Annotated in this window: 9 protein-coding genes; 7 read left to right on the forward strand and 2 right to left on the reverse strand. The window is 76.6% G+C overall.

Annotation, left to right across the window (positions count from 1 at the left end; translation table 11 throughout):
• Positions 1–25: 25 nt before the first annotated feature.
• The 7 genes from ACZ6AQ_RS12085 (at position 26) to ACZ6AQ_RS12115 (ending at position 11,598) form a co-directional block, all read left to right on the forward strand.
• Positions 26–1,351 (forward strand): vWA domain-containing protein, encoded by a 1,326-nt coding sequence (locus tag ACZ6AQ_RS12085; RefSeq protein ID WP_468759478.1) that lies wholly within the window; start codon positions 26–28, stop codon positions 1,349–1,351.
• A gap of 41 nt (positions 1,352–1,392) precedes the next feature.
• Positions 1,393–2,709, forward strand: coding sequence for an FHA domain-containing protein (locus tag ACZ6AQ_RS12090; protein WP_468759480.1), 1,317 nt, complete (start codon positions 1,393–1,395; stop codon positions 2,707–2,709).
• A 76-nt stretch (positions 2,710–2,785) separates the two neighbouring features.
• Positions 2,786–3,190: a globin gene (locus ACZ6AQ_RS12095; protein ID WP_468759481.1), complete on the forward strand. Its 405-nt coding sequence runs from the start codon at positions 2,786–2,788 to the stop codon at positions 3,188–3,190.
• 288 nt (positions 3,191–3,478) lie between these two features.
• On the forward strand, positions 3,479–6,841 hold the full coding sequence (locus ACZ6AQ_RS12100; protein ID WP_468759483.1) for an ABC transporter permease: 3,363 nt from the start codon (positions 3,479–3,481) through the stop codon (positions 6,839–6,841).
• A gap of 203 nt (positions 6,842–7,044) precedes the next feature.
• On the forward strand, positions 7,045–9,876 hold the full coding sequence (locus ACZ6AQ_RS12105; RefSeq protein ID WP_468759485.1) for an FtsX-like permease family protein: 2,832 nt from the start codon (positions 7,045–7,047) through the stop codon (positions 9,874–9,876).
• Positions 9,873–10,856, forward strand: a complete 984-nt coding sequence (locus tag ACZ6AQ_RS12110) for an ABC transporter ATP-binding protein (protein ID WP_468759487.1) — start codon at positions 9,873–9,875, stop codon at positions 10,854–10,856. The genes ACZ6AQ_RS12105 and ACZ6AQ_RS12110 overlap by 4 nt, the downstream gene beginning before the upstream one ends.
• A 73-nt stretch (positions 10,857–10,929) precedes the next feature.
• The gene (locus tag ACZ6AQ_RS12115) at positions 10,930–11,598 is read left to right on the forward strand and encodes a hypothetical protein (protein WP_468759489.1); all 669 of its coding nucleotides are present in this window, start codon (positions 10,930–10,932) and stop codon (positions 11,596–11,598) included.
• A gap of 10 nt (positions 11,599–11,608) precedes the next feature.
• Here ACZ6AQ_RS12115 and ACZ6AQ_RS12120 read toward each other — a convergent pair whose 3' ends face one another.
• Together ACZ6AQ_RS12120 and ACZ6AQ_RS12125 are read right to left on the reverse strand one after the other, a co-directional pair.
• Positions 11,609–12,325, reverse strand: a complete 717-nt coding sequence (locus ACZ6AQ_RS12120) for a DUF8010 domain-containing protein (protein ID WP_468759490.1) — start codon at positions 12,323–12,325, stop codon at positions 11,609–11,611.
• Positions 12,322–12,747 carry an acyl-CoA thioesterase gene (locus ACZ6AQ_RS12125; RefSeq protein ID WP_468759492.1) on the reverse strand — a complete coding sequence of 142 codons (426 nt, stop codon included), beginning with the start codon at positions 12,745–12,747 and terminating at the stop codon, positions 12,322–12,324. The genes ACZ6AQ_RS12120 and ACZ6AQ_RS12125 overlap by 4 nt, the downstream gene beginning before the upstream one ends.
• Positions 12,748–12,752 lie beyond the last annotated feature (5 nt).

A 12,752-nucleotide genomic window follows, 5' to 3' on the forward strand; every position in this document is an offset into this window, starting at 1 on the left:
CGTCCCTGCCCGAGGAGCCGAACAGATGGCGAACTTCTCCAAGCCGACCGCGCCCCGGTTCTCGGTGGACGTCTACCAGAACGAGTTCCTGCCGGAGGGCGGCAGGGACGTCAGCGCGATCGTCACCGTCACCTCGACCGGCGGCGGCACCGGCGGCCCGGCGGGGACCGGGGACTCCGGCGGCGCCGGCGTCGTGATCATGGTCGACTGCTCGGGCTCGATGGAGTACCCCTCCACCAAGATGCGCGGGGCGCGGGAGGCGACCGCCGCCGCCGTCGACACCCTGCGCGACGGCACCTCCTTCGCCGTCGTCGCCGGTACGCACGTGGCGAAGGAGGTCTACCCGGGGAACGGGCGGCTCGCCGTCGCCGACGCCCGCACCCGGGACGAGGCCAAGGAGGCGCTGCGCCGGCTCTCCGCGGGCGGCGGCACCGCGATCGGCACCTGGCTGCGGCTCGCGGACCGGTTGCTCTCCTCCACCGAACTCACCATCCGGCACGGCATCCTGCTCACCGACGGGCGCAACGAGCACGAGTCGCCGGAGGCACTGCGGGCCGCGCTCGACGCCTGCGCCGGCCGGTTCACCTGCGACGCGCGGGGCGTCGGCACCGACTGGGAGGTCAAGGAGGTCACCGGGATCGCCTCGGCCCTCCTCGGCACCGCCGACATCGTCGCCGACCCGGCCGGTCTCGCCGCCGACTTCACGGCCATGATGGAACAGGCGATGGGCAAGGGCGTGGCGGACGTGGCGCTGCGGCTGTGGACGCCGGTCGGGGTGGAGATCGCGTTCGTGAAGCAGGTGGCGCCGACGGTCGAGGACCTCACCGGCCGACGCACCGGGGCCGGGCCGCGCGCCGGGGACTACCCGACGGGCTCGTGGGGCGACGAGTCCCGCGACTACCACGTGAGCGTGCGGGTCCCGCGGGCCTCGGTCGGCCAGGAGATGCTCGCCGCCCGGGTCTCCCTGATCGTTCCGGACCCGGTGGGCGGCGAACCGCGTCCGTCGGCCCAGGGGCTGGTGCGGGCGGTGTGGACGGACGACCTGGCGATGTCCACGTCGATCAACCCGCAGGTCGCGCACTACACCGGCCAGGCCGAACTGGCGGACGCCATCAGGGAGGGCCTGGACGCCCGCAAATCGGGTGATCACGACGGCGCGACGGCCAAACTGGGACGCGCCGTGCAGCTCGCGGCGGCCTCCGGCAACGCGGATACGGCGAAACTGCTTTCGAAGGTGGTCGACGTGGTCGACGCGGCGGCGGGTACTGTGCGGTTGAAGGCGAAGGTCGCCGACGCGGACGAGATGACACTCGAGACCCGTTCCACGAAGACCGTTCGCGTCAAGAGGTAGCCCGGCCACCGGGCCGGACGACGAGAGGGGGAAGCACCGACATGCCGACCTGCCCGAACGGACACCAGTCGGTCTCCGACGACTGGTGCGAGGTCTGTGGCCATCGCATGGCCGGGGCGGGCGCGCCGACGGGTGCCGTACCGCCGCCTCCCCCGCCGCCCCCCGCGTACGGACACCCCGGCTCCCCCCGGCCCCCGGCCGGCCCTCCGCCGGGCGCTCCCGGCGGCTTCGGCCCCGGGGGCGACCCGAACGCGACGGCCCAGGCGCAGCTCTGCCCGCAGTGCCGTACGCCGCGCGAGCACATGGCGCCGTTCTGCGAGGAGTGCCGCTGGAACTTCCTCACGAACACGGCGACCTCGTACACGCCGGTGGCGCCGCCCGACTCCCCGCCGCGCCGGCCCGGACCGCCGCCCGGCCCGAACCTGCCGCCGGGCTTCCAGACCCCGCCGCCGGGACCGCCGCAGCAGCAGCCGGACCCGTTCGGCTACCAGGGCTCGCGGCCCTCGCAGGTCAACCGGCCCGCCGAACCGCTGGGTGCCGAGCCGCTGGGCGCCGAGCCCACCCACCACCGGACTCCGCAGCAGCAGCCGCCCGCGTACCGGGCGTCCGCCCAGGCCCCGGCCCCGCCCGCGCCGCCGCAGCCGCGCGCGGACGACGACTGGGTCCTGCCGCCCCCGTCGGCGCACCAGGACCCCCAGCGCCAGGGCCCGCCGCCGCACCAGGAGCCCCCGCACCGGGGTCCCCAGCATCAGGGGCCGCCGCCCGGGGTTCCGCAGCAGCCGCCCGCCCCGCAGCACCAGGCGTCGCAGTACCAGGCGCCGCAGCAGCACCAGCAGCACCACCAGCAGCAGGGTCCGCCGCAGCCGCCCCGGCACCAGGACCCCCAGCAGCACCAGGGGCCGCCGCACCAGCAGCACCATCAGCAGGACCCGCCGCAGCAGCACCGGCCGCCCCGGAACTGGACCGCGGTCATCGGTCCGGACCGCGCGTACTTCATGGCGATGATGCAGCGCAGCGGCCCGGAGGCCACGGGCCTGAACCTGCCCGCGTACTCGCCGGACAGGCACCTGCCGCTCCAGGGCAACCAGGTCTCCGTGGGCCGCCGCCGGCACTCCACCGGCGAGTCCCCCGACATCGACCTGTCGGTGCCACCGGAGGACCCGGGCGTCTCGCACCAGCACGCGGTGCTGGTGCAGCAGCCGGACGGTTCGTGGGCGGTGGTGGACCAGAACTCCACCAACGGCACCACGATCAACGGCGGCGAGGAGCCGATCCAGCCCTACGTCCCCGTCCAGCTCCAGGACGGCGACCGGGTGCACGTCGGCGCCTGGACCACGATCACGATCCGCCTGGGCTGACCGCCGTCCGGGCCCCGGGGGGGGCCGGGGGTCCTAGACCTCCGGTCCTCGGCCGGGCATCTGAGACGATGGAACGGTGAACGAGATTCCCGGGGAAGCCGTACAGGAGCAGACCTTCTACGAGCAGGTCGGCGGCGAGGAGACCTTCCGCCGTCTCGTCCACCGCTTCTACGAGGGCGTCGCGGCGGACCCGTTGCTGCGCCCGATGTATCCGGAGGAGGACCTCGGTCCGGCCGAGGAGCGCTTCGCCCTCTTCCTGATCCAGTACTGGGGCGGCCCCCGCACCTACAGCGAGCACCGGGGCCACCCCCGCCTCCGCATGCGCCACGCCCCGTTCGCCGTGGACCGGGTCGCGCACGACGCCTGGCTCCGCCACATGCGGACCGCCCTGGACGAACTCGGCCTCGCGCCCGCGCACGAGGCGGAGCTCTGGCGCTACTTCACGTACGCCGCCGCCTCGATGGTGAACACGGCGGGCTGAGCCTCCCTCGGGCCGCGAGCTCCTCTCGTGCCGCGCGGGCCGCGCGGTCCGCACGGCACGGCCGGGGGCGGCGCCGCGTGTACGAAAGGGCACCACCGGGGGCAACGCCGAGGGCCGGACGGGCGCATTCCGGAGTCGGGGCGCCGGATAACGGTCACAATCCCATCAAGGTGGGTCCGCAAGCGGTTTCCACCGAGCCGTCCCCTCTGAAAGCATCCGGGAAGTCTTTCGGGAGCGTTCGGAAAGCGTTCGACACGCGCACCGTGACCGTGATGGCCAGGGGGATGGGTGACGGGGTTCGTTTTTCTGCGCGTCAGGGCACACCGGCTGCTGCTCGGTGCGGCGCTGCTCTCCGTGCTCCTGACCACCTCGGTGCTCGCCGCCCTCGCCGCCTTCTCCGGCGCGATCGGTGACGCCTCGCTCCAGGCCGGCCTGCGGGGCCGGTCGGCGGCGGCCGCCTCGCTGCTCGTCGGCGGACAGGTGCCCCCCGACCGGCGGGCGGACGCCGACGCCGCCGTCCTCGACGGGACGCGGAAGACCTTCGACGGGCTGCCGGTGACCGTACAGCGGCTCGAACGCTCGGGGCCGTACGCCCTGCCCCGGGACCTCCAGCCGCCCGACGCCCGCAAGGGCGACCCGGACCTGGCCCACTTCGCCGCGCTCGACCGCTCGCGGCTCGCGCTCGTGCGGGGGGCCTGGCCCTCGGCCGTCCGGACCGGCGGCGCGATCGAGACGGCGCTGCCCGAGGAGGCGGTCCGGCGGCTGCGGGTCGCCCCCGGCACCGTCCTCGACCTCGCCGACCGGCTCACCGACCGGCGGGTGCGGGCCCGCGTCACCGGCGTCTACCGGCCCCTCGCCACCACCGACCCGTACTGGCAGCTGGACCCGGCGGGCGGGCGCGGCGTGCGGACCGTGGCGTTCACGACGTACGGCCCGCTGCTCACCGACCCGGCCGTCCTCGCCTCCGGGGCGCTGAGCCCCGGTGAGACCACCTGGCTCGGCTCCGCCGACTTCACCGGTCTCACCACCGACCGGATGGACTCCCTGCGCGCCGCCGCGACCGACGTCCCGAAGGCGCTGGCCGAGAACCGGGCCGCGTTCGGCACGACGGTCTCGGTGTCCACCGCGCTCCCCGGCGTCCTCGACCAGACCGCGCGGGCCCTGCTCGTCTCCCGCTCCACCCTGCTGATCGTCGCCGTGCAGCTGGTGCTGCTCGCCGCGTACGCGCTGCTGCTCGTCGCCCGGCTGCTCAGCACCGAGCGCTCCGGGGAGACGGCCCTGCTGCGGGCCCGCGGCGGTTCGCGGCGCCGGATCGCCGGGCTGGCCGCCACCGAGGCGCTGCTGCTCGCCCTGCCCGCCGCGCTCGCCGCCCCGCTCCTCTCCGGACCGCTGACCCGGCTCTTCGCCGAACGGTCCGCGCTCTCCTCGCTCGGCGTGCGCGTCGACACCTCGCCCTCGCTCCAGGTGTGGCTGGTCGCCGCCCTGGTGGCGCTGTGCTGCGCGGCGGCCGTGGTGGCGCCCGCGCTCGCCGCCGGCGACGGTGCCGCCGTCTCCCTGCGCAAGGCCCGTTCGTCCTCGCTGCCCGGTCCCGTACGGGCCGGCGCGGACCTCGGCCTCCTCGCCGTCGCCGCCGTCGCGTACTGGCAGCTCCAGCGGCCCGGCGCCGCCGGCGGCACCCTCGGCGCGGACGAGACCGGCGGGGGCTCCGTCGATCCGGTGCTCGTCGCCGCCCCCGCCCTCGCCCTGCTCGCCGGCACCGTCCTGACGCTGCGCCTGCTGCCGCCCGCCGCCAAGCTGGCCGAGCGGCGGGCGGCCGGCGGGCGCGGGCTCTCCGCCGCCCTCGCCGGCTGGCAGTTCAGCCGCCGGCCACTGCGCGGCGCGGGCCCCGTCCTCCTCCTGGTCCTCGCCGTGGCGATGGGCATGCTCGCCATCGGACAGAGCGGCTCGTGGGAGCGTTCGCAGCGCGACCAGGCCGACTTCCGGACCGGCACGGACGTCCGGGTCCTGAGCGCCGGCCCCGGCGAACCCACGCGGACCGAGCAGCTGGGCGCCGTACCGGGCGTCGAGGCCGTGGCCCCCGTGCACCGCGCCACCACGGACGTGGCCGGCAGGAACGCCACCGTCCTCGCCGTGGACACCCGGAAAGCCGCGGGCGGCCTGCTGCTCCGCCCCGACCTCGCCGGCACCGACGCCCCGGCCCTGCTCGCGCCCCTGGCTCCGCGGGCCGGCACCCGCCCCGGGCTCCCGCTGCCCGCCGGAACCCGCGCGCTCACCGTGGACCTGCGGGCCACCGCGCCGACCGGCAGCGGGGACTCCCGGGTGACGGCCGTCCTGGAGGACCCGAGCGGCGTCCCCTACCGGCGGACCCTGGGCACGCTGCCCTCCGACGACCGTGTCCACCGGCTGGCCCTCGACCTCGGCGCCCTCACCGCCGAGCCCGGCGCCGGCGGCCGCGGCTCCGGCGGCCTGCTCACCCTCACCGGCCTGGAGTTCGACGGCGGGATCGCCGACGGCGCGCACCACACCCGGACCGTCCACGTCGAACGCCTCGCCACCACCGGGGCGGACGGCGGCACGCGCGCGCACGCCCCCGCCGGGGTCCTGGCCGCCTGGTCCTTCGGCGTCGAGCAGACCGAGAACGGCGAGGGACGCAAGGAGAGCGTCGCGGGCGGCAGCCCCGGCACGGCCGGACCCGGCGGCGGCCCCGCCCCGTACTCCGTCTCGTTCGCGGTCACCGGGGCGCGCGCCGGGGACTTCCGCGTGCCCCCGGAGACGTACGTCCTGCGCATGGAGGCACCCGCCCCGAAGCCGCCCGAGCGGCTGCCCGCCGTGGTCACCGAGGCGTTCATGACGGCGACGGGGTCCAAGCCCGGCGAACTCGTCGAGGTCACCGTCGACGGCCTGCGGCTCCGCGTCACCGTCGGCCGGGTGGTCGGGGAACTGCCGACCACCGGGCCGGGCGCCCGGACGGTCTCCGCCACCACGCCCGTCGCCACCCCCGAGGACGGCGGAGCGATCCTCCTCGACCTGGCCTCGGTCAACCAGTACCTGGCCGGTACCGGGGACGGGGTCTCGACCCTGCCGGCCACCGAGTGGTGGCTGACCACCGCTCCCGGAAGGACGGACGAGGTCGCCGCGGCCCTGCGGGCCCGCCCCGACGCGGACCCGTCCCAGGTGCTCGTACGGGACGAGATCGCCGCCGAACTCCTGGGCGACCCGCTCGGCGCGGGCCCCCACGCGGCCCTGATGGCCGTGGCCGCGGCCGCCGCCGCGCTCGCCGCCGTCGGCTTCGCGGTCGGTTCGGCCGGCGCGATGCGGGAACGGTCGGCCGAGTTCGGGGTGTTGCGGGCGCTCGGCACGCCGCAGCGGCGGCTCGCCCGGCTGATCGCCGCCGAGCAGGGACTGCTCGTCGTCATCGGCCTGCTCGTCGGCATCGGACTCGGGGCCGTCCTGGTCCGGGCCGTCGTCCCGCTCGTCGTCCTCACCGGCCAGGCCGCCCGGCCCGTCCCGCCGGTCCTGGTCGAGCTGCCCCTCGGCCGGGTCGCCCTGCTGGTCGCCGGGGTCGCCGTCCTCCCGCTGGCCATCGTCGCCGCCATCGCCCTGCGCCGCACGGACCCGGTCGTGACCCTGCGCCACCAGGGGGTCCAGTGATGCCGGGGCCGGACAGGAACGGGAAGGGGTCCCCGGACGCGGGCGGGAAGCCGGACGCGGAGGGGAGGCCGGACGCGGACGGAACCCCTCCCCCGGCCCCGGAAGACCCCCGCGGGAAGCGCGCCCCCGCCCCGCACGGGGACGGCACCGCCCCGCACGGGGACGGCACCGACAAGTCCGACGCACGCAGGAAGGCCCCCGACATGCTCCGGCACCGGCCCCGGTCCTCCGGGCCCTCCCGGCCCGACGGACCCGTCCGCACCGCCCCCACCGTGGCGCCCTGGGTGCGGACCCGGCTGCGGACCGCGCCCCGGGCCGCCGCGTCGCTCGCGCTCCTCGTCCTGGTCACCGCCTACCTCGCGGCGGCGCTGCCGCGCGCCGTCGACCGGTACGAGACGGAGGGCCTCCGGCACGACATCGCGTCCGCCGCGCCCCGCAACAGCGTTCTCGAACTGACCTCGCCGGTCCCCCTCATCGGCCCGTCCCGGTACGAGGAGGTCCTGTCCCCGGCCGTCCTGCGCAAACAGCGCGACGCGCTGCGGACCCTGCTGCCCGCCCCGATCCGGACCGACCCCGGTCAGAGCGTCCACGGCATCCGTACGCTCGACCGGCTCACGGCGCTCGATCCGTGGCTGCCCAGTCCCGACGGCATCCCCCCGGAGTTCGTGCTCTCCGGCCCGTCCGACCTGACCCGCCACGCGACGCTCCGGCAGGGCCGGCTCGCCGGGGGCACCCCCTCCCGCCCGGAGGCGGTGGTCACCCCGGGGACCGCCGCGTCCCTGCGCCTGAAGCCCGGTTCGGTCGTCCACGTGCCGAGCCGGACCGGCGGCGAACAGATCGCCGTCACGGTCACCGGCATCGTGGAACCGCGCGGCCCCGAGACCGCGTACTGGGCGGTGGAGCCGCTGCTGCGGACCCCGGCGCTGGCCACCGTCTTCGTCAACGGCGAGGTGAAGCGCTACTGGCAGGCGGCGCTGATCCTCTCCCCCGTCTCCGCGCCCGTGGTGTCCGCCACCACCGGCGAACAGGAGACCTTCTTCCGGTTCATGCCGACGGCCGACCACCTCACCGGCCGGGACACCGACCGGCTCGCCGCCGCGCTCGACTCCGCCGCCGCCGGCCCCGACCTGGTCAGGATGCGCGAGGTCATGGGGGGCAACGGCGCCCTCGCCACCGGTCTCGACGAGATCCTCGGCTCGTACCGTTCGATGCGCGACGCGATCGACTCGGTCGTGGCCGTCGCCGTCTTCGGCATCGGCGCGGTCGCCGCCGTCGTCCTCGCCATGACCGGCGGCCTCTTCGCCGCCCGCCGCGACGGCGAGCTGTCGCTGCTCCGCTCCCGGGGCGCCTCCCTCACCGGCATCGGCCTGCGGCTGCTCGGCGAGACCTCGGCGGTGGTCCTGCCGGCCGCCGCCCTCGCCCTCGTCCTCGCGGTCGTGACCGTCCGGCCGCCCACCGGCGGGACGGGCGGGGTCCCCCTCGGGCCCTCGCTGCTCGCCGCCTCGGTCGTCGCCCTGGTCGCGATGCTGGTCCTGCCGCTGCGGGCGGTCGTGCTGCACCGGCGCCCGCGCCCGCACGGCGGCCGTGACGACCTGCTGACCGCGCGCCCCTCCCGGCGCCGCACGGTCCTCGAACTCACCCTGCTCGTCCTGGCCGTGGGCGCGGTCGTCTCGCTGCGGCTGCGCGGCACGGGCGACGCGGACGACCACCTGGTGAGCGCGGCTCCCGTCCTGGTCGGCCTGATCGCCGCCACGGTGCTCGTACGGGTCTATCCGCTGCCGCTGCGGTGGCTGGGCCGCCCGGCCCGGCGGCTGCGCGGGGCGGTCGGCCCGCTGGCCCTGGCCCGCGCGGGACGCTCGCCCTCGGCGGGGACGCTCCCGCTGCTCGCCCTCGTCCTCGCGCTGACCACGGCGGCCTTCGGCGGTTCCGTCCTCGCCGGTGTCGCCGACGCCCGCGACCGGGCGGCGCTCCTGGCGACCGGCGCGGACGCCCGGATCGGCGGCTCCGTCGAGTGGACCCCGCTGCCGGCGGACCTCACCGAGGCCGTGCGCGGCACGGCGGGGGTGCGGGACCTGGCGCCCGTGCAGATCGAGTACGGGGTGGACCTGCCGTCCCACGAGGGCACCTCCGCCCCGCCGATGAGCACGGTCCTCGTGGGCGTCGATCCCGCCTCGTACACCCGGCTCGCGGAGCGGACCGGTTTCGGCCCGTTCCCGGCGGGGCTGCTCGCCTCGACGGGGAAGGGCGGCGAGGGCGCCACGGGCGACACCGACCGGGTGCTGCCCGCGATCGCCTCGCCGTCGGTCGCCGAACGGCTCGGCCGCGAACCGCTGGGGATCGTGGCGGCGGCCGGCACGTTCCGGGTGAAGGTGGTCGGCGTCCGGCCGTCCACCCCGGCCCTGCCCGGCGAGGACTTCCTCCTCGTCAACGGCGCCGACCTCACCCGCCGGGCGGCCACCGCGCTGCTCGTCACGGGGCCGGTGGACGGGACCGCGCTGCGGAACACGGTGAAGGCGACGTCGGACGCCCTCGCGGTGGCGACGCGGAGCGAGAAGCGGAACACCTACGTGGACTCGCCGCTCCAGTCGGGCGCCGAGCGGATCTACCTGGGCGCGATCGGCGTGGGCGCCGGCTACGCCGTGGTGGCCGTGCTGCTCTCCCTCCTGCAGAACGCCCCGGAGCGGAACACCCTGCTCGCGCGGTTGCGGACGATGGGCCTGACCCGCGGGCAGGGGCGGCGGCTGCTCGGTCTGGAGGCGCTGCCGCAGGCGTTCCTCGCGGCGCTCGGCGGCACGCTGGTGGGCTGGGCGACGGTGCCGCTGCTCGCGCCGGGCATCGACCTGTTCCAGCTGGCGCTCGCGACCGCCCCGGGCCTCGCCCCGCTCGACGGCGCCCCGCTGCGGGCGGACACGTGGTCGCTGCTCGTGCCCGCCCTCGCCGTCGTCGTCCTGACGGGGCTTGCGGCGGCCGGGCAGGCGTGGTGGGCGGGGCGCAGGGGCTCGATCAAGGAACTCAGGGCAGGAGACGCACGATGACGGAGACCGGGACCCGGGACGGAGCGGCGGGGACCGCCCCGGACGCCACGCTGGAGGAGCTGGAGCGGCGGGCGACGGCACGGCGCGACCGGCCCTCGTACGGTCATGACGCGCTCATCGCCTGCGACCGGCTGGTCCGCATCTTCACCACGGACGGGGTGGAGGTGCAGGCGCTCCAGGGGCTCGACCTCCTCGTGAAGGAGGGCGAGCTGATGGCCCTGGTCGGCGCGTCGGGTTCCGGCAAGTCGACGCTGATGAACATCCTGGCGGGCCTGGACGTGCCGACCGCCGGCGCGGCCCGGGTCGCGGGGTGCGACCTGCTCGCGATGGACGGCCGGGCGCGGCTGCGCTACCGCCGCGAGGTCGTCGGCTTCGTCTGGCAGCAGACCGCCCGCAACCTCCTGCCGTACCTGACGGCGGCCCAGAACGTGGCGCTGCCGATGCAGTTGCGGGGCCGGTCGAAGGCGCGGCAGAAGGCGGAGCGGGCCGAGGAGCTGCTCGCCATGCTGGGCATCGCGGAGGCCCGCGACCGGCGGCCGCACCAGCTCTCCGGCGGGCAGCAGCAGCGGGTGGCCATCGCGGTCGCCCTGGCCAACAACCCGGCCGTGCTCCTGGCCGACGAGCCGACGGGCGAGCTGGACTCGGCCACCGGCGAGCAGGTCTTCGCGGCCTTCCGCCGCGCCAACGAGGAGCTGGGCACGACGATCGTGATCGTCACCCACGACCAGGCGGTCGCCTCCGAGGTGCGCCGCACGGTCGCCATCCGCGACGGCCGCACCTCCTCGGAGGTGCTGCGCCGCACGGAGGTGGACGACCAGGGCCAGGAGTCCCTGGTGGCGCGGGAGTACGCGATGCTCGACCGCGCGGGCCGCCTCCAGCTCCCGGCGGAGTACACCCACGCCCTCGGCATGGAGCACCGCGTGGCGCTCGAACTGGAGCAGGACCACATCGGGGTCTGGCCGGACGACGCGGAGCGCTGACCGGCCGGGGCGCGCGGGCTCCGGTGAAACCGGGGGGCGGCGGCGCGCGTCCCACTCCCCGGAGGTGATGTCCATGTCATCCACGGAGCCGAGGGGCCGGTCGAAGCCGGCGGGACGGGCGGACCGGGCGGAACCGGTGGGCTCGCCGGAGCCGGCGGACCCGGCACGGAAGGTCCGGTCCTGGGGGGTCGTGGCCCTGCCCGTACTGTGCGCGGCCGCGCTCTACGCCTGGTCGGCCTGGTGCTTCGGGGGCGACTCCGCGCCGCCCGTCGCGGTCGCGGTCGCGGCCGGCGGGGCGGCCGTCCTCGCGGCGGGGGTGGCGTACCACCGCCTCGTCGACGGGGCCATGGGCCTCTTCGGCGCGTTCGCGCTGGTCGCCGCGCTCCTGCTGACGGTGGCCGTCGCCGACCGGACCGCCGCGCGCGGGGCGGTCGCCGACTGCGCCGTCGTGAACGTCCGGGAGGAGAGCTCCACCTCGGTCGGCGAGGGCGGCGCCACCAGGACGCAGTACGTCCACGCGCTGCGCTGTCCGGGCGGCTATCCCTCGTCCCTCACGGAGGACCGCCGCCTCGCCGCCGACGGCGGGAAGGTCCGCGTGTCCTACGACCCCCGGAAACGGGTGGAACCGGTGCTGGCGGGCGCCCGCACACCATGGGTCCAGGCGGTCCTCGCCGTGCTCCTGCTGGCCGCCGCCACGGCGGGGGCCCGGCGGTTCAACCGGTGGAGCCGTCCGGCGGCGTGAGTCCGGCGGTTCAACCGGTGGAGCCGTCCGGCGGCGTGGGTCCGCCCGCCGGCCGGGCCGGACGCCCGGGGGCGACGGACAGGGACACGGGAGCGGTGCGCAGGGCGATCGAGCCGTACGGGGTGCGGAGCCGCAGCCACGGCCCGGCGGCGAACAGCGCGACGGCGGCGTCCGGGTCGGAGGGCGGCAGGAAGCCGAGGGAGTGCGCGGCGTGGACGGCCCGCAGGGGCAGACCGGTGGTGCCGAGGGTCCGGGACCAGATCTCGCGGCCGATCCGGTCGCGCTCGGTCCGGGTGCGCCGCTCCCCGGGCAGTTCCTCGTCCCGGGCGCGGAACTCGGCGACGGCCGCCGCCACCGCGCCCCGCATCCCGGCGGCGTCCGGCAGTCCGGCGACCGGCCGCCAGCCGGCGCGCGGCGGCAGCACGCCCGCCCAGGGCGGGCCGGTGACGGAGTCCGGCACGACCGCCTTTCCCGCCGACTCCTCGATCCCGTCGAGGAGTTCGCCGGCCGAGACGGTGACGTCGAGGTCCGCGGCGTCGGCGAGCCGGGCCGTGCGGACGGCGAGCACCTCGAACGACGGGGGCCGCCCGAAGACGGCCAGCGCCCCGCCGCCGCCCTGGAGGCGGACGGCGGCGGCCCGGTCGTAGTGGACGAGCCGGGTCAGGAAGGCGGCGAGCGCCGCCGCCTCCCTGGCGTCGGCGAAGTGCAGCGGCGCGAGGACGGTCATGCGGTGGCGGTCATCCCGTCGTCCACGTACTCCTCCAGGAAGGAGCGCTCCTCGGCGGTGATGCGCCGGGGCCGCTGCGCCTCCAGGTCGAAGGGCACGACGACCGTGGACGCCCGGACGTACACGACGTCGGGGTCCTTGATCTCGTACGCGATCGTCAGCGACGCCGCGCCGATCTTCGTGACCCACGACTCGACGGTCACCGGCTCGTGCCGGTGGACCAGCGGCCGCAGGTAGTCGATCTCGTGCCGGGCCACGACGGACCCGCCGGAGAACGAGGGGGAGCCGTCCCCCGGCGCCAGCCGGAACATGAAGTCGATCCGCGCCTCTTCCAGGTACCGCAGGAAGACGACGTTGTTGACGTGCCCGAAGGCGTCCATGTCCGACCAGCGCAGGGGGCAGCTGTAGAGGTGCCTGGTCACCGACC

This window comes from Streptomyces sp. NPDC041191, from assembly GCF_055591945.1.

Bases quoted from the DNA above. Each gene is read 5' to 3' on its own strand.
- ACZ6AQ_RS12085 (WP_468759478.1), top strand. From the start codon at position 26: ATGGCGAACTTCTCCAAGCCGACCGCGCCCCGGTTCTCGGTGGACGTC.
- ACZ6AQ_RS12090 (WP_468759480.1), top strand. From the start codon at position 1,393: ATGCCGACCTGCCCGAACGGACACCAGTCGGTCTCCGACGACTGGTGC.
- ACZ6AQ_RS12105 (WP_468759485.1), top strand. From the start codon at position 7,045: ATGCTCCGGCACCGGCCCCGGTCCTCCGGGCCCTCCCGGCCCGACGGA.
- ACZ6AQ_RS12110 (WP_468759487.1), top strand. From the start codon at position 9,873: ATGACGGAGACCGGGACCCGGGACGGAGCGGCGGGGACCGCCCCGGAC.
- ACZ6AQ_RS12115 (WP_468759489.1), top strand. From the start codon at position 10,930: ATGTCATCCACGGAGCCGAGGGGCCGGTCGAAGCCGGCGGGACGGGCG.
- ACZ6AQ_RS12120 (WP_468759490.1), bottom strand. From the start codon at position 12,325: ATGACCGTCCTCGCGCCGCTGCACTTCGCCGACGCCAGGGAGGCGGCG.